Annotated in this window: 26 protein-coding genes and 1 riboswitch; of the genes, 22 read left to right on the top strand and 4 right to left on the bottom strand. The window is 59.1% G+C overall.

The window, feature by feature from the left end; all coding sequences use genetic code 11:
- The first annotated feature begins 99 nt into the window (after positions 1-99).
- The 13 genes from dnaK (at position 100) to radC (ending at position 11,659) form a co-directional block, all read left to right on the top strand.
- Entirely contained in the window at positions 100-2,010 is a 1,911-nt protein-coding gene (gene dnaK, locus ACR0AA_RS15430) for a molecular chaperone DnaK (protein WP_480665303.1), read from the top strand.
- A gap of 74 nt (positions 2,011-2,084) precedes the next feature.
- Positions 2,085-3,236: a molecular chaperone DnaJ gene (gene dnaJ, locus ACR0AA_RS15435; RefSeq protein WP_480756375.1), complete on the top strand. Its 1,152-nt coding sequence runs from the start codon at positions 2,085-2,087 to the stop codon at positions 3,234-3,236.
- A 123-nt stretch (positions 3,237-3,359) separates the two neighbouring features.
- Positions 3,360-3,465: riboswitch (TPP riboswitch) on the top strand.
- A 45-nt stretch (positions 3,466-3,510) separates the two neighbouring features.
- Positions 3,511-4,314, top strand: coding sequence for a bifunctional hydroxymethylpyrimidine kinase/phosphomethylpyrimidine kinase (gene thiD / locus ACR0AA_RS15440; protein ID WP_480665301.1), 804 nt, complete (start codon positions 3,511-3,513; stop codon positions 4,312-4,314).
- Positions 4,311-5,288 (top strand): FAD-dependent oxidoreductase, encoded by a 978-nt coding sequence (locus ACR0AA_RS15445; protein WP_480665300.1) that lies wholly within the window; start codon positions 4,311-4,313, stop codon positions 5,286-5,288. The genes thiD and ACR0AA_RS15445 overlap by 4 nt, the downstream gene beginning before the upstream one ends.
- The gene (gene thiS / locus ACR0AA_RS15450) at positions 5,272-5,466 is read left to right on the top strand and encodes a sulfur carrier protein ThiS (RefSeq protein WP_480665299.1); all 195 of its coding nucleotides are present in this window, start codon (positions 5,272-5,274) and stop codon (positions 5,464-5,466) included. Before ACR0AA_RS15445 ends, thiS begins: the two co-directional genes overlap by 17 nt.
- Positions 5,467-5,469: 3 nt before the next feature.
- On the top strand, positions 5,470-6,234 hold the full coding sequence (locus tag ACR0AA_RS15455) for a thiazole synthase (RefSeq protein WP_480665298.1): 765 nt from the start codon (positions 5,470-5,472) through the stop codon (positions 6,232-6,234).
- Entirely contained in the window at positions 6,231-6,827 is a 597-nt protein-coding gene (locus tag ACR0AA_RS15460) for a thiamine phosphate synthase (RefSeq protein WP_480665297.1), read from the top strand. Before ACR0AA_RS15455 ends, ACR0AA_RS15460 begins: the two co-directional genes overlap by 4 nt.
- Positions 6,824-7,786 carry a HesA/MoeB/ThiF family protein gene (locus tag ACR0AA_RS15465; RefSeq protein WP_480665296.1) on the top strand — a complete coding sequence of 321 codons (963 nt, stop codon included), beginning with the start codon at positions 6,824-6,826 and terminating at the stop codon, positions 7,784-7,786. The genes ACR0AA_RS15460 and ACR0AA_RS15465 overlap by 4 nt, the downstream gene beginning before the upstream one ends.
- Positions 7,787-7,805: 19 nt before the next feature.
- A complete protein-coding gene (locus tag ACR0AA_RS15470) occupies positions 7,806-8,741 on the top strand; it encodes an ABC transporter substrate-binding protein (protein ID WP_480756376.1) in 936 nt (311 codons plus the stop codon).
- Entirely contained in the window at positions 8,738-9,412 is a 675-nt protein-coding gene (gene tenA / locus ACR0AA_RS15475) for a thiaminase II (protein ID WP_480756377.1), read from the top strand. Before ACR0AA_RS15470 ends, tenA begins: the two co-directional genes overlap by 4 nt.
- Positions 9,409-10,137 (top strand): ABC transporter ATP-binding protein, encoded by a 729-nt coding sequence (locus ACR0AA_RS15480; protein ID WP_480756378.1) that lies wholly within the window; start codon positions 9,409-9,411, stop codon positions 10,135-10,137. The genes tenA and ACR0AA_RS15480 overlap by 4 nt, the downstream gene beginning before the upstream one ends.
- Positions 10,134-10,868, top strand: coding sequence for an ABC transporter permease (locus ACR0AA_RS15485; RefSeq protein WP_480756379.1), 735 nt, complete (start codon positions 10,134-10,136; stop codon positions 10,866-10,868). The genes ACR0AA_RS15480 and ACR0AA_RS15485 overlap by 4 nt, the downstream gene beginning before the upstream one ends.
- Positions 10,869-10,903: 35 nt before the next feature.
- The gene (radC, locus tag ACR0AA_RS15490) at positions 10,904-11,659 is read left to right on the top strand and encodes a RadC family protein (protein ID WP_480665291.1); all 756 of its coding nucleotides are present in this window, start codon (positions 10,904-10,906) and stop codon (positions 11,657-11,659) included.
- A 3-nt stretch (positions 11,660-11,662) separates the two neighbouring features.
- Here radC and ACR0AA_RS15495 read toward each other — a convergent pair whose 3' ends face one another.
- The 3 genes from ACR0AA_RS15495 to secA all read right to left on the bottom strand — a co-directional run bounded on the left by ACR0AA_RS15495 (position 11,663) and on the right by secA (position 16,973).
- Positions 11,663-13,207: a phosphate ABC transporter substrate-binding/OmpA family protein gene (locus ACR0AA_RS15495; protein ID WP_480665290.1), complete on the bottom strand. Its 1,545-nt coding sequence runs from the start codon at positions 13,205-13,207 to the stop codon at positions 11,663-11,665.
- A 24-nt stretch (positions 13,208-13,231) separates the two neighbouring features.
- Positions 13,232-14,155 carry a hypothetical protein gene (locus tag ACR0AA_RS15500; RefSeq protein WP_480665289.1) on the bottom strand — a complete coding sequence of 308 codons (924 nt, stop codon included), beginning with the start codon at positions 14,153-14,155 and terminating at the stop codon, positions 13,232-13,234.
- Positions 14,156-14,255: 100 nt separating this feature from the next.
- The gene (secA, locus tag ACR0AA_RS15505) at positions 14,256-16,973 is read right to left on the bottom strand and encodes a preprotein translocase subunit SecA (RefSeq protein ID WP_480665288.1); all 2,718 of its coding nucleotides are present in this window, start codon (positions 16,971-16,973) and stop codon (positions 14,256-14,258) included.
- Between the two features lie 176 nt (positions 16,974-17,149).
- Here secA and ACR0AA_RS15510 point away from each other — a divergent pair, with 176 nt between their 5' ends.
- From ACR0AA_RS15510 to mutT, 3 genes are read left to right on the top strand one after another with little or no spacing between them, the layout of a single operon-like run.
- Positions 17,150-17,998 (top strand): peptidylprolyl isomerase, encoded by an 849-nt coding sequence (locus ACR0AA_RS15510; protein ID WP_480665287.1) that lies wholly within the window; start codon positions 17,150-17,152, stop codon positions 17,996-17,998.
- 5 nt (positions 17,999-18,003) lie between these two features.
- Entirely contained in the window at positions 18,004-19,230 is a 1,227-nt protein-coding gene (gene argJ / locus ACR0AA_RS15515) for a bifunctional glutamate N-acetyltransferase/amino-acid acetyltransferase ArgJ (RefSeq protein WP_480756380.1), read from the top strand.
- Positions 19,227-19,625 (top strand): 8-oxo-dGTP diphosphatase MutT, encoded by a 399-nt coding sequence (gene mutT / locus ACR0AA_RS15520; protein ID WP_170404924.1) that lies wholly within the window; start codon positions 19,227-19,229, stop codon positions 19,623-19,625. The genes argJ and mutT overlap by 4 nt, the downstream gene beginning before the upstream one ends.
- Positions 19,626-19,721: 96 nt before the next feature.
- Here mutT and ACR0AA_RS15525 read toward each other — a convergent pair whose 3' ends face one another.
- Complete coding sequence (locus tag ACR0AA_RS15525) at positions 19,722-20,060, bottom strand: c-type cytochrome (RefSeq protein ID WP_480665285.1); 339 nt, start codon at positions 20,058-20,060, stop codon at positions 19,722-19,724.
- 344 nt (positions 20,061-20,404) lie between these two features.
- Between ACR0AA_RS15525 and ACR0AA_RS15530 the strand changes: the two genes are divergently transcribed.
- The 6 genes from ACR0AA_RS15530 (at position 20,405) to ACR0AA_RS15555 (ending at position 26,962) form a co-directional block, all read left to right on the top strand.
- Positions 20,405-22,348: an AMP-binding protein gene (locus ACR0AA_RS15530; protein WP_480665378.1), complete on the top strand. Its 1,944-nt coding sequence runs from the start codon at positions 20,405-20,407 to the stop codon at positions 22,346-22,348.
- A gap of 78 nt (positions 22,349-22,426) precedes the next feature.
- Complete coding sequence (locus tag ACR0AA_RS15535; protein WP_480665284.1) at positions 22,427-23,245, top strand: ABC transporter ATP-binding protein; 819 nt, start codon at positions 22,427-22,429, stop codon at positions 23,243-23,245.
- Positions 23,246-23,274: 29 nt separating this feature from the next.
- Positions 23,275-24,261, top strand: coding sequence for a branched-chain amino acid ABC transporter permease (locus tag ACR0AA_RS15540; protein ID WP_480665283.1), 987 nt, complete (start codon positions 23,275-23,277; stop codon positions 24,259-24,261).
- A 4-nt stretch (positions 24,262-24,265) separates the two neighbouring features.
- Positions 24,266-24,523, top strand: coding sequence for a hypothetical protein (locus tag ACR0AA_RS15545; protein WP_480665282.1), 258 nt, complete (start codon positions 24,266-24,268; stop codon positions 24,521-24,523).
- A 3-nt stretch (positions 24,524-24,526) separates the two neighbouring features.
- Entirely contained in the window at positions 24,527-25,603 is a 1,077-nt protein-coding gene (locus tag ACR0AA_RS15550; RefSeq protein WP_480665281.1) for a branched-chain amino acid ABC transporter permease, read from the top strand.
- Between the two features lie 75 nt (positions 25,604-25,678).
- Positions 25,679-26,962, top strand: coding sequence for an ABC transporter substrate-binding protein (locus ACR0AA_RS15555; protein ID WP_480665280.1), 1,284 nt, complete (start codon positions 25,679-25,681; stop codon positions 26,960-26,962).
- Positions 26,963-26,985 lie beyond the last annotated feature (23 nt).

The following is a 26,985-nucleotide window of genomic DNA, read 5'->3' on the forward strand; positions in this document are numbered from 1 at the left end:
CGCGATGGTGTAGGGCTGTTGCGCAAAACAGATCGGGGCCAGATGCCATAACGGGTCCGGACCTCGGGACATCGCCTTGAAGAGAAAGGGATTGAACATATGGGAAAAGTAATCGGTATTGACCTCGGGACCACCAACTCGTGTGTGGCCATCATGGACGGCTCGCAGCCGAAGGTCATCGAAAACGCAGAAGGGGCGCGGACCACGCCCTCGATCGTCGCCTTCACTGAAGATGAGCGACTGGTCGGTCAGCCTGCAAAACGTCAGGCGGTCACCAACCCCGACAACACCATCTTTGGCGTCAAGCGTCTGATCGGTCGACGCGTGGATGATGCAGAAGTCGAAAAAGACAAGAAAATGGTGCCGTACGCCATCGTTGATGGCGGAAACGGTGACGCGTGGGTTGAGGCTCGCGGTGAAAAGTACTCCCCAAGCCAGATCTCGGCCTTCACTCTGGGCAAGATGAAGGAAACCGCCGAGAGCTATCTGGGTGAGGAAGTCACGCAAGCGGTTATCACCGTTCCGGCCTACTTCAACGACGCACAGCGTCAGGCCACCAAGGACGCTGGTAAAATCGCCGGTCTGGAAGTGCTGCGGATCATCAACGAGCCGACTGCTGCCGCGCTGGCCTATGGTCTGGACAAGCAAGAAACCCAAACCATCGCGGTTTATGACCTTGGTGGCGGTACCTTCGACGTGACCATTCTGGAAATCGACGACGGCCTGTTCGAGGTTAAGTCGACCAACGGCGACACCTTCCTGGGTGGTGAAGACTTTGACATGCGCATCGTCAACTACCTGGCGGACGAGTTCAAAAAGGAACACGGTGTCGATCTGTCTGCCGACAAGATGGCCCTGCAGCGTCTGAAAGAAGCCGCTGAAAAAGCCAAGATCGAACTGTCCTCGACCTCGCAGACCGAAATCAACCAGCCGTTCATCTCGATGGGCGCCAATGGTCAGCCGCTGCACATGGTTATGAAGCTGACGCGTGCCAAGCTGGAATCGCTGGTTGGCGACCTGATCAAGAAGTCGATGAAGCCCTGTGCCGCTGCATTGAAAGATGCGGGGCTGTCGGCTGCTGATGTGGACGAAGTTGTTCTGGTCGGTGGTATGACCCGGATGCCGAAAGTGATCGAAGAGGTCACCAAGTTCTTCGGCAAAGAGCCGCACAAAGGTGTGAACCCGGACGAAGTCGTTGCCATGGGTGCCGCCATTCAGGCCGGTGTTCTGCAGGGCGACGTTAAAGACGTGGTTCTGCTGGACGTAACCCCGCTGTCGCTGGGCATCGAAACGCTGGGTGGCGTGTTTACCCGTCTGATCGACCGCAACACCACGATCCCGACCAAGAAGTCTCAGGTCTTCTCGACCGCTGAAGACAACCAGAACGCCGTAACCATCCGCGTGTTCCAGGGTGAGCGTGAAATGGCCGCGGACAACAAGATCCTGGGTCAGTTCAACCTTGAAGATATCCCGCCGGCACCGCGCGGCATGCCTCAGATCGAGGTAACTTTTGATATCGACGCCAACGGCATTGTCTCGGTTTCGGCCAAGGACAAAGGCACTGGCAAAGAGCAGAAGATCACCATCCAGGCTTCTGGCGGTCTGTCGGATGACGACATCGAAAAGATGGTCAAGGACGCCGAAGAGAACGCGGAAGCCGACAAGGAACGCCGCGAACTGGTCGACGCCAAGAACCAGGCGGAAAGCCTCATCCACTCGACCGAGAAGTCGATGGAAGAGCATGCCGACAAGGTCGACCCGACCACAATCGAAGCCATCGAGCTGGCGATCGCCGCGCTGAAGGACGAGCTGGAAACCGAAAATGCCGACAAAATCAAGTCGGGCATTCAGAACGTCACCGAAGCTGCGATGAAGCTGGGTGAAGCGATCTACAAAGCGCAGTCCGAAGAGGCCGAAGACGAGCCTGCGGCGGCAGACGCTGCTCCGGCTGGTGATGACGACATTGTCGACGCCGAGTTTGAAGATCTTGACGACGACAAGCGTAAGTAACGGGTAACCGGGCCAATTCGGGCCGGTCCGGTTGCCGGGCCGGCCCGATTACGTTGAGGCAGAAGGAAAAACTGATGTCAAAACGCGACTACTATGATGTGCTCGGCGTGTCCAAGGGCGCATCAGCGGACGAGATCAAGAAGGGTTTTCGAAAGAAAGCCAAAGAGTTGCATCCCGACCGCAACAAGGACAACCCCGATTCCGAGGCGCAGTTCAAGGAAGCAAACGAAGCCTATGACGTTCTGCGCGATGCCGATAAAAAGGCCGCGTATGACCGCTTTGGCCATGCCGCATTCGAAAACGGCATGGGCGGCGGTGGCCGTCCCGGTGGCGGATTTGGTCAGGGTGATTTTTCCAGCGCCTTCTCGGATGTTTTTGACGATCTGTTCGGCGACTTCATGGGCGGTCAACGCGGTGGCGCTGGCGGTGGTCGTCGTGCTGCGCGCGGATCGGACCTGCGCTATAACCTGCGCGTAACGCTGGAAGAGGCGTTCTCGGGTCTGCAGAAAACGATCACCGTTCCTGCCGCTGTGGCCTGTTCGGCCTGTGACGGCTCGGGCGCAGAAAGCGGGGTCGAGCCCACAACCTGCCCGACCTGTTCCGGCATGGGTAAGGTGCGCGCGCAACAAGGGTTTTTCACCGTCGAACGGTCGTGTCCGACCTGTTCGGGTCTGGGACAGATCATCAAGAACCCCTGTAAATCCTGCGGTGGCGCGGGGCGCGTCGAAAAAGAACGCGCGCTGTCGGTCAACATCCCGGCCGGTGTCGAAACCGGCACCCGTATCCGTCTTGCGGGCGAGGGTGAGGCCGGGATGCGCGGTGGCCCTCCGGGCGATCTGTACATCTTCGTCGAAGTTTCGGACCACAAGCTGTTCGAGCGTGACAGCGTGAACCTATATTGCCGCGTACCGGTCAGTATGGCCAAGGCTGCGCTGGGTGGCTCGATCGAAGTGCCCACCATCGACGGTGGCCGCGGTCGCGTGCAAATCCCGGCTGGCAGCCAATCCGGTCGCCAGATGCGCCTGCGTGGCAAGGGAATGCCTGCCCTGCGCGGCGGCGGTGTCGGTGACATGTTCATCGAGTTGGCGGTTGAAACCCCGGTTAACCTGACCAGCCGCCAGAAGGAACTGCTGAAAGAATTCGACGATCTGGGTGAAGATAACCACCCGGAATCAAATAGCTTTTTTTCGTCCGTCAAATCCTTCTGGGACGGCATGAAAGGCTAGCAGCCTCGATAATCTACGCACAAAAGGCCGGTCCCAAGGGACTGGCCTTTTTTGAGTCCAGTTTGGCCTTCGAAACACACGAAATTGGCCCTTGATTCCCCAGGCAACCCCTGAGATTGTCCGCTCAAACCGTTGGGGTGCCCTGTCCGAGGGCTGAGAGGCGTCAATGCGCTAACCCATCGAACCTGATCCGGGCAATACCGGCGTAGGGAACGGTCTCACAGTGCTTAGACGTTTTCCATGCCCGTTGCCCATTATGAACCGGAGCAACGACATGGCACCTATTGCTTTAACAATCGCAGGATCTGACAGCGGCGGCGGGGCCGGAATTCAGGCCGATCTAAAGGCGATGTCGGCGCTTGGGGTTTACGGGGCCAGTGTGATCACCGCAGTGACGGCCCAGAATACCAGGGCTGTGACTGCTGTGCATGGTATTCCATTGGATATCATTGCTGCCCAGATCGACGCTGTTCTGACCGACCTTGATGTTGGCGCGATCAAGATCGGCATGCTGGCGACACCAGAGATCATCCACAGCGTCGCCGACAGTATCGAGGGTTTTTCCGGGCCGGTTGTTCTGGATCCGGTCATGATCGCAAAATCCGGCGATGCGCTACTGGTCGAAGAGGCCGTACAAACCCTGCGCGATGTGTTGCTGCCCCGCGCGACCGTTCTGACGCCCAACTTGCCCGAAGCTGCTTGTTTACTGGGCGTTGCGCCGGCGGCCACCCTGGATGAGATGGTCGCACAGGGACATGACCTGTGCGAGATGGGCGCAGACGCAGTTCTGATGAAAGGTGGTCACGGTACTGGCGATATTTGCCACGATCTTCTTGTTACAACCCAAGGTGTGACCGGAGAGTTCACGGCCCAGCGCCAACAGACCCATAACACCCACGGAACGGGCTGCACTTTGTCCTCGTCGATTGCGGCCGGGTTGGCCAAGGGTCTTTCACTGACCGACGCCGTGGCTCAGGCGCACGGCTACCTGCAAGGTGCCATCACACAGGCTGACGGTCTGAATATCGGACAGGGATACGGACCAGTACATCATTTCCATCAGGTCTGGCCCGCGTGACGGTCTGGTCGGTCATAGGGGCCGGTGTGGCCGGATTGGCGGTCGCGTCCGAGCTTGTTTCACGCGGGGCCAAGGTGCAGGTGTTTGACCCCGGCGGCTCACCTGGCCCGCATGGGTGTTCATGGTGGGCGGGCGGTATGCTCGCACCCTGGTGCGAATACGAAAATGCCGAGGAACCTGTCCTGCGCCTTGGACAGGCGGCGATTGACTGGTGGGCCTCGCGGACGCAGGTTCACAGGCGCGGTACGCTGGTCGTCGCAAGCCCGCGCGATCTGCCCGATCTGCGCCGCTTCGCCCGAAGGACCGAAGCCTTTTCTGAGGTCAACGGAGCAAAAATCACGTCATTAGAGCCTGATCTCAACAATTTCAGCAAGGGCCTGTTCTTCAGCGACGAGGCCCATCTGGACCCACGTCTGGCATTGCAGGACTTGTCTCGCCAGCTTTGGGATCAAGGAGTCGAGTTCCACCAAAAGCTCGCGCCGATGCAGTTGGAAAACGCCATTGATTGCCGTGGTCTGCATGCGCGCGAATACCTACACGACCTGCGCGGGGTCAAAGGTGAAATGCTGGTGATCCGGTGCCGGGACGTGACCCTGACCCGACCCGTTCGTTTGCTGCACCCGCGCATGCCGCTCTATATCGTGCCGCGCGGGGATGGCGTCTACATGCTGGGCGCAACGATGATCGAATCCGAGGATAGCAGCCGCATCACCGCGCGTTCGATGCTGGAGCTGCTCAGCGCCGCCTACGCGTTGAACCCCGCCTTTGGTGAAGCCGAAGTGTTGGAAATCGGCGTCGATCTGCGCCCGGCCTTTCCAGACAACCTGCCGCGTATCCGGCGGTTAGGACGAACAATCTATGCCAACGGCCTTTATCGCCACGGCTACCTTCTGGCCCCCGCGCTGGCGCAGGGGGTGGCTGATCTGGCGTTGGATAACAAACATTCGGAGATGGTCGATGAAGATCGTGCTTAACGGCGAACCGCGAGAGGTGCGCGCCGAAACCCTTGCCGAGCTTTTGCAGGAATGCGGGCTTTCGGGCCGTGTTGCCACGGCGGTAAACGAGGACTTTGTGCCTTCTGGCCGGCGCATTGCCCATGCGCTCAATGCCGGTGATCGGGTTGAAATCGTTGCGCCGATGCAGGGGGGCTGAGGGATGAAGACGTTCTACGGCACCCAACTACCCAACCCGCTGATGTTGGGCACGGCACAATATCCCAGCCCCGCGATCCTGGAACGGGCGTTTCGGGACAGTGGTGCCGGCGTGGCCACTGTATCGCTGCGGCGCGAATCTGGTGCGGGACAGGCCTTTTGGCAGATGATCCGCGAGTTGGGCGTGCTGGTCCTGCCCAATACCGCCGGGTGCCATACGGTCAAAGAGGCCGTAACCACCGCCCATATGGCGCGTGAGGTCTTTGACACCAGATGGATCAAGCTGGAACTGATTGGCCACTCGGACAGCCTGCAACCGGATGTGTTCCAACTGGTCGAAGCTGCCCGCATTCTCACCGAAGACGGGTTCGAGGTCTTTCCCTACACAACCGACGATCTGATCGTGGGCGAACGCCTGCTGGCCGCCGGGTGCGAGGTGCTGATGCCTTGGGGGGCGCCCATAGGGTCCGGGCGCGGCCTGAACAACGAATACGCCTTACGCGCGATGCGGGCCGAGTTTCCGGACGTGCCGTTGGTGATCGACGCCGGGATCGGTTTGCCCAGCCACGCTGCGCGCGCGATGGAGCTGGGCTATGACGCTGTTCTGCTGAATACCGCCGTGGCACGTGCCGGTGATCCGGCTGCGATGGCGCGCGCGATGTCGCTGACAATCGAAGCCGGGCAACTGGCCTATCGGGCCGACCCGATCGAGGCGCGCGACATGGCCGAGCCTTCGACGCCCGTCATCGGAAAGGCGTTCCTGTCATGACCCTCGACCAGTTTTACCCGATCTTCGACCATTCCGATTGGTTGCGCCGGATGCTGCCTTTGGGCGTCAAGTTGGTTCAGTTACGGATCAAGGACCAACCGGATGAGGTTGTGCGAGAACAGATCGCGATTTCAAGTGACCTCTGTCGCGCGCATGATGCCGTTTTGGTCGTGAATGACTACTGGCGGCAGGCCATCGATGCGGGTTGCGACTGGATTCACCTCGGACAGGAGGATCTGGACGACGCGGACTTGATGGCAATTCGCAAGGCGGGGCTGAAGCTGGGCGTCTCGACCCACGATGATGACGAGCTTGAGCGCGTCTTGGCCATGAGCCCCGATTACGTCGCCTTGGGGCCGGTATACCCGACAATCCTGAAGAAGATGAAATGGCAGCAACAGGGTCTACCGCGCGTGACCGAGTGGAAATCCCGCGTGGGGAGCATTCCTCTGGTCGGGATTGGAGGGATGAGCGTTGAACGCGCGCCCGGCGTCTTGCAGGCGGGTGCGGACATTGTTTCGGCCGTCACGGACATCACCCTGAACGCGGATCCCGAAGCGCGAGTACGCGAGTGGATCGAGGCCACCCGATGAGCCGCTATTCGCGCCAAATGATCTTGCCTGAGGTGGGCGAGCAGGGTCAGGCCCGTCTGTCCGGGGCGCGGGTTCTGGTGGTAGGTGCCGGTGGGCTGGCGGCACCGGTTCTGCCGTTGCTGGCCGGTGCTGGTGTAGGACACCTGACCATCATGGATCGTGATGAGATTGCGTTGTCGAATCTGCATCGCCAGACAGTGTTTACCGAGCGGGATTGCGGCCGCCCCAAAGCGGAGGTTGCAGCAGAACGTTGCCGGGCTCTCAACCGTGAAATCTCGGTTTTTGCTGAAATTCAGGCTCTAACAAGGGCAAACGCGCAGGAATTTGTTTCCGACTCGGGCATCATCCTTGATTGCGCCGACAGTTACGCCGTTAGTTACACGCTTTCGGACGTATGTCGCGAATTGGACAAACCCCTCATCAGTGCTTCGGTGCTTGGATTGTCAGGTTACGTCGGTGGCTTTTGTGGTGGTGCTCCGTCTTTGCGGGCGGTGTTCCCGGATGCGCCCGAAAGCGGTGCCAGCTGCGCCACCGCGGGCGTTTTGGGTTCGGTGGTTGGCATGATCGGGGCGATGCAGGCGCAGATGGCGTTAAAACTGATCCTTGGTGTCGAGCCTTCGCCCCTTGGTCAGATGGTGCAGTTTAACGCCCGCACGCTGCGCAGTACGTCATTCCGATTTGATGGCGCACCGGAACCAGAGCAGAGCTTTCCTTTTCTTTCCGCGAGCCAACTGACCCGTGATGACCTGATTATCGAGCTGCGTGACCAGGATGAGGCACCCGAACCGATCCATCCCGACGCGCACCGAGTGTCGCCCCGGGCTTTGAAGACAATTCAATGCACCGGCCAACGGCTGGCCTTGTGTTGTGCCACCGGTCTGCGCGCCTGGCGTGCTGCGGAAGAACTGAAACCGGATTGGCCTGGCGAGATCGTGCTCGTCGCGGCCTCAACCTCGTGAACAGAAGGAAACGCGAGAAATGAAAAAGCTGATGACAGCGATCGCCCTGCTGGCCGCCGCGCCGGCCTGGGCGGATGACAAGATGACGGTACTGCTGGACTGGTTCGTGAACCCGGACCATGGGCCTATCATTGTGGCGCAGGAAAATGGCTATTTTGCAGATGAGGGACTGGAAATCGAAATCGTCCCGCCAGCCGATCCCTCGGCCCCGCCGCGTCTGGTGGCCGCCGGTCAGGCCGATCTGGCCGTGTCCTACCAGCCGCAACTGCATCTGCAAATCCACGAGGGCCTACCGCTGAAACGCGTTGGCACGCTGGTTGCGACGCCGCTGAACTGCCTGCTGGTGCTTGAAGATGGCCCGATCAAAACGCTGGCCGACCTGAAGGGTAAAAAAGTTGGTTTCTCGGTCGCGGGTGTGGAAGAGGCCGTTCTGACCGCCATGCTGAACGTCCACGGCGTCGCGCTGGACGATATCGAGATGATAAACGTCAACTTCTCGCTTTCGCCGTCTCTGATGACCGGGCAGGTGGATGCGGTGATCGGCGCCTTCCGGAACTTTGAATTGAACCAGATGGACATCGAAGGCGTTGCGGGCCGCTGCTTCTATATCGAGGAAGAAGGTGTGCCGCCCTATGACGAACTGATCTATGTCGCCAACCCTGACACGATGGATGCCGAAAAGGTTGCCCGTTTCCTGGCTGCGACCGAGAAGGCGACCCAGTTCATCGTCAACAACCCGGAAAAAAGCTGGGAAATCTTCGCCGCCACCTCGCCCGAGTTGCAGGACGAACTGAACGCACGCGCCTGGGTCGACACGCTGCCCCGCTTTGCGCTGCGTCCGGCAGGGTTTGACGCGGGCCGCTACGCCCGGTTCGAAGCCTTCCTTAAAGACAGCGGCATGATCGACAGCATCAACCCGGTCAGCGACATCTCAGTCGACGTGACCGTGCAATGAGCGACTATGGCAAAGCGTTCGCGCTGATGCGCGATGCCGCGCAGGAACCGTGGCGGGATTACACCCGCCACGCCTTTGTCGAAGGGATGAAGGACGGCACCCTGCCGCGAGAGGCATTTCTGCACTACCTGCGGCAGGACTACGTGTTCCTCATCCACTTCTCTCGCGCCTGGGCGCTGGCGGTTGTGAAATCCGAGACGCATTCCGAGATGCTAACCGCGGTAGCTACGGTCAATGCGCTGGTGGCCGAAGAAATGCAGCTGCATATCGGGATCTGCGAGGCCGAAGGGATTTCCAGCGAAGAACTGTTTGCAACACCCGAACGCGCGGAAAATCTGGCCTATACGCGCTTTGTGCTTGAGGCCGGGTACAGCGGCGATCTGCTGGATTTGCTGGCCGCTCTGGCGCCTTGCGTGATGGGCTATGGCGAAATCGGCGCGCGTTTGGCGGCGGAAGCCACGTCCGAGACTTATCGCGACTGGATCAACACCTATGCCGGCCAGGATTATCAGGACGCCTGCAAGACGGTTGGAGAGCTGCTGGATCAGGCTCTAATAAGGCGTATTGGTCCGAACTATGCGCTTTCACCCCGCTGGCAGCGCCTGTGTCAAACCTTCCGCACCGCGACCGAGCTTGAGGTCAATTTTTGGCAAATGGGTTTGACCCCGTGACACCAGCGCCCGATCTGACCATCAGCGGGTTCGCCACTATCAACGGCGCGCCTTTGTTCGCGCCTTTGACCTTATCCCTTGCGGCGGGGCAATGGACCTGCCTGCTGGGCGGATCGGGCGTTGGAAAAACCACCATTCTGCGCCTGATTGCCGGCTTGGATACGGGTGCGGAATTCACCGGAGAGATTACGGCCAATGACCGTCAGCCCGTGCACGAGCGTGTCGCTTACATGGCGCAGGATGACCTGCTGTTGCCTTGGGCCACCGTTGCGCAGAACGTGTCGCTGGGCGCGCGGCTACGCGGTGAAAAGCCTGACCTGAAACGCCGGGATCGTCTGATCGAACGGATGCGGCTTGGGGATCACTTGACCAAGAAACCCACTGAGCTGTCCGGCGGTCAGCGTCAGCGCGTGGCACTGGCGCGCACGTTGATGGAGGATCGCCCCATCGTGCTGCTGGACGAGCCCTTCTCGGCCCTCGACGCGCGCACGCGTGCTGACATGCAGGATCTGGCGACCGAAGCCCTGCAGGGTCGTACCGTATTACTGGTCACCCACGACCCGGGCGAAGCTGCCCGATTGGGCCATTCTATCGTCGTCATGACGCGGCATGGCCTGACACCCTGTGAGCCACCCCACGCGATCGCGCCGCGCAAGGTTGATGACTTGGAAACACTGGAAACCCAGGGCGCGTTGCTGCGTCTGTTGCGTGAGGAGGCGGCATGAAGGTGCTGTCAGCCATTGCGGCGACGGTGTTTGCGCTGACCATCTGGCAGGGGATCGTCACTCTGACCGGTCTTCCCAAGTTCATCCTTCCGGGTCCGGCTTTGGTAGCTGAGACGTGGTGGCAAAACCGCTGGGTGATTGCGGAACACACGTGGATCACTGCTGTCGAAGTTGTTATAGGCCTCGCCTGTGGTACGGTTCTGGGGGTTTTGACTGCGTTGCAACTGGCCAATTCCCGAGCCGCGCGGGTGTTGGTGCAGCCGATGCTGGTGTTTACCCAAGCGCTGCCTGTCTTTGCATTGGCGCCCTTGCTGACATTGTGGCTGGGATATGGTCTGTGGTCCAAGGTCGCGATGGCAGTGCTGATCATCTATTTCCCGATCACCTCGTCCTTCTTTGACGGTTTGATGCGGACACCAGCGGGGTATTTGGATCTGGCGCGCACGATGCAGGCCAGTCCACGCTCGGTGTTGTGGCACATTCGTATTCCCGCCGCTTTACCTTCGCTGGCTTCCGGTATGCGGCTGGCCGCTGTCTATGCTCCGATTGGGGCCGTGATTGGCGAATGGGTCGGGTCGTCGCAAGGGCTTGGGTATCTGATGCTGCTGGCCAACGGCCGTGCCAAAACAGACCTGATGTTCGCGGCGATGCTGACGCTGGGTGTTTTCTCGATCCTGTTGCACCTGATTGTCCGACGCGCCACGGCGCATATGGCCGGCGAAATGCGTTAACCATTCAGAAACCGATTCTGCGGCACGGTGGGACTATGACTCAGGACGCCTTTGCCGAAGCCCCGATGCTGTTTGAAACGGACGAAGCCCCGGCGCAACCGCTGCCCACGGGCCGGTTGCCGTCCTACATCAAGGATCACCGCAAACGCCTTCGCGAACGGTTCATGTCCGGTGGATCGGCGGCAATGCCGGATTATGAACTGCTGGAACTCGTCCTGTTTCGGTCGATTCCCCGGCAGGACGTTAAGCCTCTGGCCCGTGCGTTGATGGACACGTTCGGAGACTTCAATCGCGTTCTGACCGCGCCCGAAGAACGGTTGCGGCAGATTAAGGGCGTTGGGGACTCGGTGATTACCGACTTGAAGATCCTTGAGGCCTGCGCTCACCGTATGGCCCGCGCGCGGGTGATGCAGCGCCATGTGATCTCGGGCTGGGATGCGCTGCTGGACTATTGCCATACCACAATGGCTCATCGTGAAACCGAGCAGTTCCGTGTGTTCTATCTGGATCGCAAAAACGTACTGATCGCGGACGAAGAGCAGGCCAAGGGCACCGTGGATCACGTGCCGGTCTACCCGCGCGAGGTTGCGAAACGGGCGTTGGAGCTTAACGCGTCGGCCCTGATCTTGGTGCACAACCACCCTTCGGGCGATCCGACTCCGTCACAGTCGGATATCGACATGACCAACCGTATTCAGGACGCCTGTGTGGCGCTGGGCCTGACCCTGCATGACCACCTGATCATCGGCAAATCGAATGAGCTGAGCTTTCGGTCCGAAGGCTATTTGTGAAGGTTATTGAACCCACACCTCGACTCGCCGATTGACCTTGCGGCCCCAGTCTGTGTCATCGCAGGCCATGGGCATCGCCTCGCCGAAGGCGTCCACGGCGATTTCGACGCTTTCCGGAATGGCGGTTTCCACGGCGGACAAAACCGCGTTGCGAACGGTCTTTGCCCTCAGCAACGCGATCCGGGCATTTGCCGAGGCCGCGCCGTCTCCGTCGCTAAAGCCGACAAACGTAAGCTTGCGGGCGTCTATGGCTCCGGTTTCCAGCGCATGGGCCAATTGCCGGATGTTCGAGCGCGACTGAGCATCCGGGCGGGAGGAACCGGCCTCGAACCTAAAGGACAGGGACAGGCGCGATTGAGGACGTAGTGTGTCGATCATACGCTGCAGTTCTTCCAGCCCAACTTCGGCACCGCCCGAAACCACGGCATTGGCCAGGCGGTCGCCTTGCAGCCCAATCCGCATCGTTTCCGGAGATTGATCCACAAAGCCGGCCTTGCGGATCACCATTTGAGCCTCGGCGCTTTGGGTATAGGCCAGAAATTGCCGCGCGATGCGCGGCAGGCGAATGGCAGGCAAATACAGGAACATCGGTGAGGTCAGCGGGTAGTCCTCGGTCTTGATGGATTGCCTTGTCGCGACAAGGGCGTGACCGCATCCACCGGTCAAGGGCAGGGCGCGTGTGCCTTCTATTTCGGCTTGGCTGGCGATACCGATGGCAAAGGGATCGTCCGCAACGGTGCTCACGAGATCGCTGCTGCGGGGGTGACGGACCACCTCAGCCAAAAGCGTGGCCCTGGCTGGCACTAGCAGCTTATCCTCAACCCCTTGTGCCAGGCCGGAGCCGGTTTCGGGCAGGTGCAGAGAGACAGGCGCATCAGGCCCACCCAGTTCGGACCAGTTCGTGATGTCGCCGGAAAATACCCGCACAAGATCTGCGGGCGATATCTGCCGCACCGGGTTGTCACGCGCCACGATAGGCACCAACGCATCCAGAGCAATGACCCGCGAAGACAGATTGCCCAACCCGGCAGTTAGCGCATCTTTTTGCTCGGATGGGCGAATTTCACGCAGCGCCATCACCACATCGGTCTCGCTGGCAATCAGTTCCGCAAAACCGCCGCCCGTATTGCCCGGGTTGAAAAAGAACCGACCCAAAGGGGCATCGCGTCCGGTCTGGTGCAGCTCATAGGTAAATTCGCCCGTGTCCAAACGGTGCGGTGTGGCTGACAACCCTTCCTGCCGGGCGAATCCGACAATCAGCGCCGGTAGCACCTTTTCGGCCATGACCGAAGAACCGGAAAAGCGAATTTCGGCGACATAGTCGGTCAGACTGGGGCAGGCTGGCCCTTCGCAGGTTACGCCTGACCCATCTATGGTCAGCTCGCCGAACTGGGTGTCAACGCGGTAGAATTCGCCGTCAAAGCCCAACAGGTTGCCTGTGACTTCGACCTTCCCGTCCTGGGATGTCAGGGTAATGTCCTGTGCGGTCACGTTTGACGCCAGCGTCACCGATATCAGTGTGGCCGCTGCCACACGAAAGAATGTCATAAGAAAGCCAAGCCTGCCTGCGGTTTAGTTTGCAGCGATTGTCAGGTCTTGGAGCAGATTATTCAACACCAGAAACTCACCCGACTGCGCGCAATCAGGCAGGGTCAGCGTCAAATCGCGCGACCGCAGGCGGTGGTCGCTGCGCAGTTCCAGGGTTTGGACGCTCAGATCACGGCCGCAATTCACGTCCGTCACTTCGGCCTCAACCGTCAATTCGATTGATCCGCTCTGACTGATCTCAGCTGCCGGGAAAGAGTAGACTTCGATGTTCTGCGCGTCATCAAAGCCCGAATGACCCAGATGCATGACATTGCCCGCACCTTGCGTCGCAGGGTCCGAAGATACGTGGCCTGTTCCGCCATAGCTGGCCCCAAATTCCAGCGCATGGATTTGCAGGTCTGTTTCGCCCTGCCATTGCAATGCAATGCGGGTATAATCGACCAGATCGGGAATGTGAGTGGTGGCTACGGTCCCAGTCTGATCGTCAACCGAGATCAGAAAAATTGCATATTCCGACAGGGCCGGGATCGTCAGGTCCAGCCTGCCGTTTTCGTCCGTCTTTTGAGTAACCGTCAAACCGCTGTGATGAATTTCGATCCGCTCATTCGTGTGGCAGGGGGCTTTGACGGTCAATCTAGCGGCCGCGCCCGGAATGGCCTTGGCGCGGGCGCTGAGGGCACACTTTGCCTGATCAGAGGGGGCTGAACGACTGGGTTGCAGGGTGCGTTGTAAAGGTTGGCTGCTATTGGATTTGTCCAAAGCTGGAGTCGAGGAGGTCAAGACGATGTCCTCCAGCCCGGCGATAACCGTAGACTGGCTAGAATTCACTTCCAATTGCGCCTGCGCGTCATCAGGTTGCGCCGGCGTTCCATTTTGCATCAGGTAACCAATGGCCAAGGCACAAGCGACGGTGCCGCCGGTGGTCACGTAATTCTTTATTACGAACAAAACACCCTCCCCAGTTGAAGGAGCGAGTCGCACCCTGCAGTTGAATCACGGCCAATATGTGGCCGTGAAGCGGACTCAATGTGTCGGGGTCAGGGTGACGTCAGGTCAGTCTGCCGTGGCAATGTTTGAATTTCTTGCCGGACCCGCAGGGGCAGGGATCGTTGCGCGACGGGTTCCCCCAGGATGAAGGATCGTCTTCGACAAAACCGGGGCGCGCGTCGCCCGAAGCCTGCGCTTCGGCCACTGCTTCGGCGCGATCAGTGGCCTGATCCACCGCTTTTTGTGCCTGTGCCTGCTGCGCCTGCATCTGGGCCAGCATCTCGCGCTGTTCCTCTTCGGTCAGCGGGCGGACGCGCGACAATTGTTGGGTTACGGTCTCACGCAAACTGTCGAGCATGCTTTCGAACAGCTGGAAGCTTTCGTTCTTGTATTCGTTCAGCGGATCGCGTTGGGCATAGCCACGGAACCCAACCACCGAGCGCAGATGTTCCAGCGTCAGCAGGTGCTCTCGCCATTTGCCGTCGATGGTCTGCAGCAGAACCTGCTTTTCGATATTGCGCATGTTCTCGGGGCCAAATGCCACCGCTTTCTGTGCCATCATCTCGTCGGCGGCCTTGATCAGGCGTTCGCGCACCTGCTCGTCATCCACGCCTTCCTCGGCAGCCCAGTCCTGAACCGGCGCGTCGATGGTCAGTTTCTCTTTGATGGCTTCATGCAGGCCGTCTGTGTCCCACTGATCGGCGTAGGTTTTCGGCGGCATGTATTCGTCGATCAGGTCGTCGATCACCTGTTCGCGCATATCCGAGACGATCTCGGACAGGTCATCGGTCGACATGATTTCGCGGCGCTGACTGAACACAACCTTACGCTGGTCGTTCATCACGTCGTCGAATTTCAGAACGTTCTTGCGCATGTCAAAGTTGCGGCCTTCGACCTTGGACTGCGCTCGTTCCAGCGACTTGTTCACCCAGGGGTGCACAATCGCCTCACCTTCCTGCATGCCCAGTGTGGTCAGAACCTTGTCCAACCGCTCCGAGCCGAAAATACGCATCAGGTCGTCTTCGAGGCTCAGGTAGAACACGGTGCGGCCCGGGTCACCCTGACGGCCCGAACGACCGCGCAGCTGGTTGTCGATACGACGGCTTTCGTGGCGTTCGGACGCCATTACATAGAGGCCACCGGCGGCCAGAACCTTTTCCTTTTCCTCGGCATGGCGCGCTTCTTCGGCGGCGCGCAATTCGGCCGGGTCGGCCTCGGGGTTTTCGGCCAGTGCTTGCAGCACCTTCATCTCGACATTGCCACCCAGCTGAATGTCGGTGCCGCGACCCGCCATGTTGGTGGCGATTGTAACCGCGCCCAGACGACCCGCGTCGGCGACGATCTGCGCCTCTTGCTCGTGCTGACGCGCGTTCAGAACATTGTGCTGGATGCCTTCTTTTTGCAGCATCTGGCTGAGCAGCTCGGATTTTTCGATGGATGTGGTTCCCAGCAGAACCGGCTGACCCTTTTCCTGAGCTTCCTTGGTCTGCTCGATCATGGCGCCGTATTTCTCAGCGGCGGTACGATAGACCTGATCGTCTTCGTCCAGACGGGCAATCGGCTTGTTGGTCGGAACCTCGACCACACCCAGACCATAGATTTCGGCAAATTCCTCGGCCTCGGTCAGGGCAGTGCCGGTCATTCCACCCAGCTTGTCATACAGGCGGAAGTAGTTCTGGAATGTGACGCTGGCCAGCGTCACGTTCTCGGGTTGGATTTGAACACCTTCCTTGGCCTCGATCGCCTGATGCAGACCTTCGGACAAACGGCGCCCCGGCATCATCCGGCCAGTAAATTCGTCGATCAGAACCACATTGCCGTCGCGCACGATGTAATCCTTGTCGCGCGTGAACAGCTTGTGCGCGCGCAGGCCTTGGTTGACGTGGTGCACAACCGTGGTGCTTTCGGGGTCATACAGCGAATGGCCCTCGGGGATCAGACCAGCGGCGATCAATTGCTGCTCCAGAAACTCGTTGCCCTCATCGGTGAAGGTCACGTTCCGGGACTTTTCGTCCAGCGTGAAGTGGTCATCGCTCAGCAACGGGATCAAACTGTCTATAGCGGTATAAAGGTCTGAGCGGTCCTGCGAGGGGCCCGAGATGATCAGCGGCGTCCGGGCTTCGTCGATCAGGATCGAGTCGACCTCATCCACAATCGCGAAATTGTGGTATTTCTGGTAAATCTGATCCAGATCGGCCTTCATGTTGTCGCGCAGATAGTCGAAGCCCAGCTCGTTATTGGTGGCGTAAGTCACATCACAGGCGTAGGCGGCCTTTTTCTCGTCATCGGGCTGGCCCGACCAGATCACGCCGGTGGTCATGCCAACGGCGGCAAACACCTTACCCATCCACTCCGAGTCGCGCTTGGCCAGGTATTCGTTCACCGTGACCACGTGCACACCTTTGCCGGTCAGCGCATTCAGGTAGGCGGGGAAGGTGGCTACCAGAGTCTTGCCTTCACCCGTCTTCATTTCCGAGATGTTGCCCTGATGCAGAAACGCGCCGCCCATCAGCTGCACGTCAAAGGCACGCAGACCCAGCGCGCGTTTGGCACCCTCGCGGACGTTGGCAAAGGCTTCGGGCAGCAGGTCGTCCAGCGCCTCACCATCAAGTGCGCGTTTGCGCAGTTCGGCAGTCTTTTCGATCAAGCCCTCATCGGACAACTTTTCGAACTCAGGTTCCAGCGCGTTGATCTTTTCGATCAGGGGGCGGGTCGCCTTGATCTTGCGGTCGTTCGGTGTTCCGAACACCTTTTTGGCGAGCGTTCCGAGTCCCAGCATGTTCACTCCAGCGGATCTGTTCTTATCTTGGTTGCGACAGGCTTGCCCACCTTGCGCGCAACCCATAGATACGGGGGGTGAAAGGCGGCCCTGTCCAAGGCTTCAAAGCGATGTAAGCGGCAGGTTCTGAAGTGTCAACGCCGCGCCCTGTCGCGGCAAAGAAATAGGATGATTCCATGCCCAAAGGCCTCACTTTTCTGCCATCGCTGGCGCTTGCAGCCGTGATGGCGATGCCGCTTGCCGCCGAAACCAAGCCTGATCCGGATACCGTCGTCGCTATCGTGAATGGCGATGAGATCACATTGGGTCACGTTATCGCGTCCGTTGCGGCGCTGCCGCCGAATTACTCCGAGATCGAAGATGACGTTCTGTACGGCTTCATCATCGAGCAGTTGATCCAGCAGCAATTGCTTGCTCAGGAACAGGACGCGCTGACCCTGCTGAACCAGCTGGGGCTGGAAAACGAAGCCCGGTCCATGCAAGCGGTGCAGACAGTCAATGAGCTGGTCGGCGACGCTGCGACGGATGAGGCGATCCAGGCCGCTTATGACGCTCAGTTCGGTGATTTTCAGGGCGAAGATGAGTTTGATGCCAGCCACATTCTGGTAGAGACAGAAGAAGAGGCAAAGGCAATCAAGGCGCTGCTGGATGACGGTGCGGATTTTGCTGAGACGGCCAAGGAAAAATCCACCGGCCCGTCAGGCCCCAATGGCGGGTCTTTGGGATGGTTCGGCAAGGGTCGGATGGTGCCTGAATTCGAAACCGCCGTTCTTGAGCTGGAAAAGGGTCAGGTTTCCGAACCGGTTCAAACACAGTTTGGCTGGCACGTGATTATCCTGAACGATACCCGCAAGTCCGAGGCACCGGCGCTAGCGGCTGTACGCGACCAGCTGGCCCAGTCGATCCAGCAGGAGACCATTCAGGCCAAGATCGACGAGTTGACCCAGAAGGCGCAGATCGAACGTCCCGAACTGGAAGGCGCTGGCCCCGAGGTCATCCGCCAGATCGACCTGATTCAGGAGTAAGTCGCGTGGCCAAGATCACCAAGGTTTCTCCGCTGGCCCCGGCGGCATTTCCCGACTTGCCCGCCATTGACGGTGTACGTTTCGCGACGGCCGAGGCTGGCGTGCGTTATCGGGGGCGTACCGACGTTATGCTGGCGGTACTGGACCCGGGCACTTCGGTCGCCGGGGTGTTTACCCGGTCGGCTACCCGTGCGGCCCCGGTACTGGACTGTCAGGAAAAAATCGGCGCGGCCAGTGACGGACCTGCTGCCATACTTGTGAATTCGGGCAACGCCAACGCGTTCACCGGCCACTATGGTCAAACCTCGGTGGCCGAGGTGACACAGGCGGTGTCAAACACAACCGGTGTACCGGCCGAGCGGGTCTTTACCTCATCCACCGGCGTGATCGGGGAACCGCTGCCGCATGACCGCATCGTGGCGCAGCTTGAAGCGCTCAAGGCCAGCCTCAGCCGTCATGCGGTTGAGGACGCGGCGCGAGCCATCATGACTACGGACACCTTCCCGAAAGGCGCAAGCGCGCAGGTCGAGATTGATGGCAAAACAGTCTCTATTGCAGGGATCGCCAAAGGATCTGGCATGATCGCGCCCGATATGGCGACGATGCTGGTTTACATTTTCACCGATGCCAAGGTCGAACAATCCGCGCTGCAGGCAATGCTGGGCGCACAAACCGACCGGACGTTCAACTGCATCACGGTGGATAGCGATACCTCGACCTCGGACTGCCTGTTGTTGTCCGCCACCGGCGCATCCGGCGTGGATGCTACCGGCAATGACGCTTTTGCGGCAGCTTTGGAAAGCGTAATGCTGGATCTGGCGCAACAGGTGGTGCGCGACGGTGAGGGCGCCACGAAATTCGTGGAAATCCGTGTGACCGGCGCCGCTTCGGACGCGGATGCCAAGGTGCACGGGCTGGCCATCGCCAACTCACCGCTGGTGAAAACGGCCATCGCGGGCGAGGACCCAAACTGGGGTCGTGTCGTCATGGCCATCGGCAAGTCCGGCGCTACGGCGGATCGCGACCTGCTGAGCATCTCGTTCGGCGACATTCTGGTCGCCGAAAAAGGCTGGGTCAGCCCCGAATATCGCGAAGAGGACGCGGCCGAGTACATGAAAGGTCAGGATCTGGTGATCGCCGTCGATCTGGGGCTGGGCGAGGGCAAATCCACCGTTTGGACCTGCGATCTGACCCATGGTTATATCGAGATCAACGCGGATTACCGGTCGTGAAAACAGTTCTTGTTTCTGCGGTCGCCTTGATCGACATCGAAGGCCGGGTGCTGCTGGCGCAGCGCCCGGAAGGCAAATCCATGGCTGGCCTGTGGGAATTCCCTGGCGGTAAAATCGAACCTGGTGAAACCCCCGAGGCCGCCCTGATCCGCGAATTGCACGAGGAGCTGGGCATCGACACCTGGGCCTCTTGCCTCGCCCCGCTGACCTTCGCCAGCCACAGCTATGACGACTTCCACCTGTTGATGCCGCTGTTCGCCTGCCGCAAGTGGGAGGGCATTCCGCAGTCCAAAGAAGGGCAGGCGCTGAAATGGGCCCGTGCCAATGAGCTGCGAAACTACCCGATGCCTGCGGCGGATGTGCCACTGATCCCGATTTTGCGGGATTGGTTGTGATTGAGTGTGCTCGAAGACATTCGAACTGGTCCATCGGATGTAAGATGCGCTGACGCAGCGCTCACTCGATCACTCAAGACCAATGGAACTTTGAGACTAATACCGCTTCTGTGCCTCAAAGAATGCAGCAATGTCTTGCAAGTCTTGGTCGCTCAGCTCTTTTAGCTTCCCAGTCATTGCAGCGTTCTTGCTACTATCTTCGCGTGCACCCAACGCGTAGTTTCGCATCTCTTGAAGCAGGTAAACAGCTGGTTGACCGGCCAACATGGGAACCGGTTGAAACGACGTTGATCGGGCATTTCCATCGACACCATGGCAGTGGGCACAATCTGTTCGCGCAAGATTCCGACCGTTTTCCGGATCACCTTCCGCAAGCATAGGACTTGCCATGCATGAGACGGCCATCACCATTATCGCCAGGACACGTTTAGGCATGTTATGCCTCCGCGCAATCGTTTGCTCATCAGATTGTAACATAATCAATTACAACACGACAATCGCGGCGACTTGGCCTCCGACCTGCATCCACAAAAGGCTCAAACGAGCCACCCGCTCGCTTCGCATCAAAATTCGTTCCTCCAATCAGTGACTCCACCCCATGTTACAATTCGTAAGAATTGAGAAAACATCAGGAAAAAGTTGACGTTGATCTTTCCTGTGTCCCTTATCGGGGCATTGGCATCCGGGGTTGATCCTCGGGTTCGCCGTTTCCGGCCCGGAGAAGGGGTCGGATGGGGAGGAGAAAGAGATTGGCTCAGACGCAGTCGAGCGCTGAAGGGATGCACTCCCTTCCGGCGCTTCTACATCGCAATGCGGCCCGGTTCGGGGATGCTCCGGCTTATCGGGAAAAGGAATTCGGGATCTGGCAATGCTGGACCTGGGCTGAAGCAGCCAAGGAAATCCGTGCCATCGCGCTGGGCTTTCTCGAGCTTGGCGTCGAAAAAGGTGACCACATCGCCGTCATAGGCCGCAACCGCCCGGCGCATTACTGGTCGATGGTCGCTGCCCAGATGGTGGGGGCAATCCCCGTCCCGCTATATCAGGACGCTGTGGCCGAAGAGATGGCCTATGTGCTGGAGCATTGCGGTGCCAAGTACGTGGTCTGTGGCGATCAGGAGCAGGTCGACAAGGTCATCGAGATTCAGGAAAACCTGCATCAGGTCAAACATATTCTCTATACCGACAAGCGGGGGATGCGGAAGTACGACCACAGCCAGATGAACGCGTTGGAAGATCTGATGGCCGAAGGCAACGCCGGGCATCAACGGTTCGACGCGGAACTGGACAATCGCATCGCCGGGATCGGATATGACGACACCTGCGTGATGCTGTACACCTCAGGCACCACTGGTAAACCCAAGGGCGTGGTGCTGTCGAACCGGAACGTGATCGAAAGCGCCAAGAATTCGGCCGATTTCGATCATCTGACCCGGAACGAAGACATTCTGTCCTATCTGCCGATGGCATGGGTCGGGGATTTCATCTTCTCAATTGGGCAGGCCTATTGGTGCGGGTTCTGCGTAAACTGCCCCGAAAGCGCCGATACGATGATGACCGACCTGCGCGAAATCGGACCGACCTATTTCTTCGCGCCGCCGCGCGTGTTCGAGACTCAGCTGACCAATGTGATGATCCGGATGGAGGATGCGGGCAAGCTTAAGCAGCGCATGTTCCACCACTTCATGGCGCACGCCAAAAAGGTTGGCGGCTTGCTGCTGGACGGTAAGCCGGTCGGTTTTGGCGACCGTATCAAATATGCGCTGGGCAATATGCTGGTTTACGGACCGCTCAAGGATACGCTGGGCTATGGCCGCTTTCGCGTGGGCTATACCGCGGGTGAGGCGATCGGGCCGGAGATCTTTGACTTCTATCGCTCGCTGGGCATCAACCTGAAGCAGCTTTACGGCCAGACCGAGGCCACAGTTTTCATCACCGTGCAGCCGGATGGCGAAGTGCGCGCAGATACCGTTGGGGTTCCTGCACCGGATGTCGAACTGAAAATCGATGATAAGGGCGAGATCCACTACCGCTCGCCCGGTGTCTTCGTGGAATATTACAACAATCCGGACTCAACGGCCTCGACCAAAGATGCCGAAGGGTGGGTTGCAACCGGCGATGCCGGGTTCATCGAGGAAAGCTCGGGCCATCTGCGGATCATCGACCGGGCCAAGGACGTCGGCAAAATGGCCGATGGGTCGATGTTTGCGCCGAAATATGTCGAGAACAAGCTGAAGTTCTACCCCGATATCCTTGAGGTCGTGCTGTTTGGTAACGGCAAGGACCGTTGTGTGGCCTTTATCAATATTGACCTGACTGCGGTTGGGAATTGGGCTGAACGCAACAACGTGGCCTATGCGTCTTATCAGGAACTGGCGGGCCATCCCCGTGTGTTAGAGACGATTCAAAACCACGTTGAAGAGGTGAATAAATCCGTTGCCGCTGATGAAATGCTGTCAGGCTGCCAGGTGCATCGCTTTGTCGTGCTGCACAAGGAACTGGACGCGGATGACGGCGAAATGACCCGCACGCGGAAGGTACGGCGCGGGTTTGTCGAGGATAAATTCAGCGACATCATCGATGCGCTTTATGACGGGTCCAATCAGGTGTCGACGACAACCGAGGTCACGTATGAGGACGGCCGCAAAGGGTCGATCAGCGCAACGCTTGAGATCGTGGACGCGGCCGTCGTGCCGGTTGCTCAGCACAAGGTGGCGGCAGAATGAGGGCCGGTCGTGCGCCGCTCGACCTGCGGTCATCGCCCCGCCCGCCGTCCCGTTTTTCCGCAAGTCAGGGAGTGACTGATGCTGGATAACTCCGAAGGATATGTCACCGAAGACGGCCGCAAGATCGGCGGTGTGGTGATGGAGATGAAGAACATTACCCTGCGCTTTGGCGGCGTAGTGGCGATCAAGGATATCTCGTTCGATATCCGCGAAGGTGAAATCCGCGCCATTATCGGGCCAAACGGGGCGGGCAAGTCCTCGATGCTGAACGTGATCTCCGGGTTCTACGTGCCTCAGGAGGGTGAGGTCTGGTTCCACGGGGCGAAACGCCCTCCGATGCGCCCTTATGAAGTGGCGCGGCAGGGGATTGCCCGGACGTTCCAGAACATCGCCTTGTTCGAAGGTATGAGCGTTCTGGACAACGTCATGACCGGACGGCTGAATTACATGAAGACGAACATTCTGCAGCAGGCCCTGTGGAAGGGCAAAGCCGAGGCAGAAGAGGTCGAGAACCGTGAAACCGTTGAAAAGATCATCGACTTCCTTGAAATCCAGCACATCCGCAAAACGCCGGTTTCCCGCCTGCCTTATGGTTTGAAAAAGCGCGTCGAACTGGCGCGCGCGCTGGCGGCGGAACCAAAGCTGTTGCTGCTGGATGAACCGATGGCGGGCATGAACGTCGAAGAGAAAGAGGACATGAGCCGCTTTATCCTCGATGTGAATGACGAGTTTGGCACCACCATTGCCCTGATCGAGCACGACATGGGTGTTGTCATGGACCTGAGCGACCGCGTGGTCGTGATGGACTACGGCAAGAAGATCGGCGACGGCACCCCGGACGAGGTGCGCAGCAATCAGGAAGTCATCGACGCCTATCTGGGGGTGAGCCATGACTGACCAACTGACAGACATGAGAGGGGGCGCACATGCCTGATCAGCTGATTTTTGCGATGGAGGTCATCCTCAACGGCCTGATGGCGGGGGTGCTCTATGCGCTGGTGGCTCTGGGCTTTGTGCTGATCTACAAAGCCTCTGGGATTTTCAACTATGCCCAAGGGGTTATGGCCCTGTTCGCAGCGATGACACTGGTCGGGATCATGAACGGGCAGGTGCCGTTCTCGCATCTGATCAACGCAATATTCGGGACTCATATCCACAAGTTCGGATGGAACGTTCCGGCGTTTCTGGCGATTATCCTGACCATGGGTGTCATGGTGGTATTGGCCTGGGCGGTGCAGCGCTTTGTCATGCGGCATCTGGTCGGGCAGGAGCCGATTATCCTGTTCATGGCCACCATCGGATTGGCCTATTTCCTTGAAGGCGTGGCCGACCTGATGTGGGGCTCTGAGATCAAGACGTTGGATGTGGGTCTGCCGCAGGGTATCAACCTATGGATCGATGAGACCACGTTTAACATCTTTGGCTACGGGTTCTTCATCGACAATCTGGATATCGTCGCGACGATCATTGCCGCGCTTCTGGTGGCCGGGCTAGTCGCGTTCAGCCAGTACACAAAACAAGGCCGTGCGATGCGTGCGGTAGCCGATGACCATCAGGCGGCGCTGTCGGTCGGCATCTCGCTGAACTTCATCTGGATCATGGTGTGGTCGGTCGCGGGCTTTGTTGCCCTGGTTGCGGGCATCATGTGGGGCACCAAGTCGGGCGTTCAGTTCTCGCTGTCGCTGATCGCACTCAAGGCGTTGCCGGTGCTGATGCTGGGCGGTTTTACCTCGATCCCCGGAGCCATCGTCGGCGGCCTGATCATTGGTGTGGGCGAGAAACTGTTCGAGTTCGCCATCGGTCCCTTGGTGGGCGGCGCGACCGAGAACTGGTTCGCCTATGTGCTGGCGCTGATCTTCCTCGTGTTCCGGCCGCAGGGTCTGTTCGGTGAGAAGATCATCGAGAGGGTGTAGCCCGATGACCAAGCTGATCGCCATCGTCAACGTCATCTCGTGGGCCGGGTTCTGGGCTTTTGGGTACATCGCCCTCACCTCGGACGATCTGAGCAAAGGCCAGATGACGATTGCGGCGATCCTGGCCTTTGCCGGGTTGGTCATGGGCATCCTGGCCTACCTGAAACTCGTGCGCGCCTCGGAGGCGAGCGGATATGCAAAAGGGTCCAACCAACTGGACGCCGCAGCCCGCAACCGGGCGCAGGAAGAATGGGAAAAGTAAGACATGTTCTATCGTGAGGCCGGAGATTTCAAAACCTCCTACGTGGATGACAGCCAGACCTTCCCGATCAAGTTCGACCGCTATCGGTATTACGCGGTGCTTGCAGTGGCGTTCGGGATCATCCCGTTCATCATCAATGATTACTGGGCCAATGCCCTGCTACTGCCTTTCCTGATCTACGCGATCGCGGCGATCGGGCTGAACATTCTGGTGGGCTATTGCGGGCAGGTGTCCTTGGGTACCGGTGGTTTCATGGCCGTGGGTGCCTATGCCTGCTACAAGCTGATGACCGCCTTTCCCGATGTCAGCATGTTCATTCACGTCATTCTGGCAGGAGGCATCACGGCAATCGTCGGAGTGCTGTTTGGCCTGCCCAGCCTGCGGATCAAGGGCTTTTATCTGGCGGTGGCCACACTGGCGGCGCAGTTCTTTCTGGTGTGGCTTTTCAACCGAGTGCCGTGGTTCTACAACTACTCGGCTTCGGGCCAGATCAACGCGCCGGAGCGGGACGTGTTCGGCATTATCATCACCGGCCCGAACGCGCCGGCCTGGGCCACCTATCTGTTTTGCCTGATCTTCCTTGCTGTAAGCGCCCTGATCGCGCGCAATCTGACGCGCGGCACTACGGGCCGGACATGGATGGCGATCCGTGACATGGACATCGCGGCCGAGATCATCGGGGTAAACCCGCTGAAGGCCAAGATGAGCGCTTTTGCCGTCAGTTCGTTCTTCATCGGCATCGCGGGCGCACTGTTCTTTGCGGTCTACCTTGGCGCGGTCGAGGTCGGCGAAGTCTTCGGTATCCAGAAGTCGTTCCTGGTGCTGTTCATGATCATTATCGGCGGGTTAGGGTCTATTTTTGGGTCATTCGCTGGTGCGGCTTTCCTTGTTCTGCTGCCGGTGGTCCTGAAGGTTGTCGGCGTCGACGTGCTGGGCTGGCCCACGGATATCGTGGCGCACCTGCAGCTGGTAATCGTCGGCGCGCTGATCATCATGTTCCTGATCCTGGAACCGCACGGGCTGGCGCAGCTGTGGCGCGTGGCGAAAGAGAAACTCAGACTCTGGCCGTTCCCGCACTAAGGGGCCGGCCCAATGAAAAGACGGGCGGCACAAGCCCGAACGCAACATCGGACTAACCAAGGGAGGAGACACCCGATGAACAAGACACTGGCAACCATGGCGCTGGGCGCCCTGATGGCCGCAGGGCCGGCGATGGCGGATCTGGTAATCCCGGATCTCAGCTATCGGACCGGGCCCTATGCCGCAGGCGGTATCCCGTTCTCGGACGGGTACAACGACTATTTCACCCTGCTGAATGAACGCGACGGCGGTATCGGTGGCGAACCGATCCGCGTGGTAGAATGCGAAACCGGATACAACACTGAAAAAGGTGTTGAATGCTATGAATCGACTAAGGGTGAAGGCGCGCTGGTGTATCAGCCTCTGTCGACCGGTATCACCTATCAGCTGATCCCCAAAGTAACCGCAGACAACATCCCGTTGCACACGTTGGGCTATGGCCGCACCTCGGCGGCAAATGGCACCGTATTCAGCCACGTATTCAACTACCCGGCGAACTACTGGAATGGGGCGTCCGGCGCGATCAACTATTTGCTCGACGAGAATGGTGGAGACCTGAGCGGTAAGAAAATCGCGCTTGTCTATCACAACTCGGCCTATGGCAAAGAGCCGATCCGTACTCTGGAAACTCTGGCGGAAAAACATGGGTATGAGCTGGCGTTGCTGCCCGTTGACCACCCGGGCCAGGAACAGAAATCCCAGTGGCTCCAGATCCGCCGTGACAGACCCGATTATGTGATCATGTGGGGTTGGGGCGTCATGAACCAGGTCGCCGTGCAGGAGGCCGCCAATATCCGCTTCCCGATGGAAAATTTCATCGGTGTCTGGTGGTCCGGTGCCGAATTTGACGTCGAACCAGCGGGAGAAAAAGCCAACGGATACAAGGCATTGACCTTCACTGGGTTGGGTATGGACTACCCTGTGTACGGCGACTTGCAGAAACATGTCGTTGACGCAGGTAAAGCCGCTGGTGCTGGCGATCAACTGGGCTCGGTCCAGTACAACCGGGGTCTTTATGCCGCGATGCTTGCTTCCGAGGCAATCAAGACGGCTCAAGAGATCCACGGCGTTGCCGACATTACCCCCGCGATGATGCGCGACGGCATGGAAGCGTTGGAAATGACCAACGCAAAGATGGATGCGCTTGGCATGGCAGGCTTTGGACCCGAGTTCACGGTTTCATGTGAAAACCACGGCGGCCCCGGTTTGGTCGGTGTTGTCCAGTGGGATGCCTCGGCCAAAACCTGGAACACGGTTCAGGACTTCAAACCAACCGATGCCGAAGTGATCGGCGCGCTGATCGCCGAAGACTCGGCGGCCTATGCGTCCGAGAACAACATCGAACCGCGCTGTAACTAAGGCGCTTTGAACTCCGGGGCGGC

The organism is Ruegeria sp. CE8 (genome assembly GCF_056537465.1).

Bases quoted from the DNA above. Each gene is read 5' to 3' on its own strand.
- ACR0AA_RS15510 (WP_480665287.1), top strand. From the start codon at position 17,150: ATGCCCAAAGGCCTCACTTTTCTGCCATCGCTGGCGCTTGCAGCCGTG.
- ACR0AA_RS15485 (WP_480756379.1), top strand. From the start codon at position 10,134: ATGAAGGTGCTGTCAGCCATTGCGGCGACGGTGTTTGCGCTGACCATC.
- ACR0AA_RS15465 (WP_480665296.1), top strand. From the start codon at position 6,824: ATGAGCCGCTATTCGCGCCAAATGATCTTGCCTGAGGTGGGCGAGCAG.
- radC (WP_480665291.1), top strand. From the start codon at position 10,904: ATGACTCAGGACGCCTTTGCCGAAGCCCCGATGCTGTTTGAAACGGAC.
- ACR0AA_RS15470 (WP_480756376.1), top strand. From the start codon at position 7,806: ATGAAAAAGCTGATGACAGCGATCGCCCTGCTGGCCGCCGCGCCGGCC.
- tenA (WP_480756377.1), top strand. From the start codon at position 8,738: ATGAGCGACTATGGCAAAGCGTTCGCGCTGATGCGCGATGCCGCGCAG.
- ACR0AA_RS15455 (WP_480665298.1), top strand. From the start codon at position 5,470: ATGAAGACGTTCTACGGCACCCAACTACCCAACCCGCTGATGTTGGGC.
- thiS (WP_480665299.1), top strand. From the start codon at position 5,272: ATGAAGATCGTGCTTAACGGCGAACCGCGAGAGGTGCGCGCCGAAACC.
- dnaK (WP_480665303.1), top strand. From the start codon at position 100: ATGGGAAAAGTAATCGGTATTGACCTCGGGACCACCAACTCGTGTGTG.
- ACR0AA_RS15550 (WP_480665281.1), top strand. From the start codon at position 24,527: ATGTTCTATCGTGAGGCCGGAGATTTCAAAACCTCCTACGTGGATGAC.
- thiD (WP_480665301.1), top strand. From the start codon at position 3,511: ATGGCACCTATTGCTTTAACAATCGCAGGATCTGACAGCGGCGGCGGG.
- ACR0AA_RS15555 (WP_480665280.1), top strand. From the start codon at position 25,679: ATGAACAAGACACTGGCAACCATGGCGCTGGGCGCCCTGATGGCCGCA.
- ACR0AA_RS15460 (WP_480665297.1), top strand. From the start codon at position 6,231: ATGACCCTCGACCAGTTTTACCCGATCTTCGACCATTCCGATTGGTTG.
- ACR0AA_RS15545 (WP_480665282.1), top strand. From the start codon at position 24,266: ATGACCAAGCTGATCGCCATCGTCAACGTCATCTCGTGGGCCGGGTTC.
- secA (WP_480665288.1), bottom strand. From the start codon at position 16,973: ATGCTGGGACTCGGAACGCTCGCCAAAAAGGTGTTCGGAACACCGAAC.
- dnaJ (WP_480756375.1), top strand. From the start codon at position 2,085: ATGTCAAAACGCGACTACTATGATGTGCTCGGCGTGTCCAAGGGCGCA.
- ACR0AA_RS15535 (WP_480665284.1), top strand. From the start codon at position 22,427: ATGCTGGATAACTCCGAAGGATATGTCACCGAAGACGGCCGCAAGATC.
- ACR0AA_RS15525 (WP_480665285.1), bottom strand. From the start codon at position 20,060: ATGCCTAAACGTGTCCTGGCGATAATGGTGATGGCCGTCTCATGCATG.
- ACR0AA_RS15495 (WP_480665290.1), bottom strand. From the start codon at position 13,207: ATGACATTCTTTCGTGTGGCAGCGGCCACACTGATATCGGTGACGCTG.
- ACR0AA_RS15540 (WP_480665283.1), top strand. From the start codon at position 23,275: ATGCCTGATCAGCTGATTTTTGCGATGGAGGTCATCCTCAACGGCCTG.
- ACR0AA_RS15530 (WP_480665378.1), top strand. From the start codon at position 20,405: ATGCACTCCCTTCCGGCGCTTCTACATCGCAATGCGGCCCGGTTCGGG.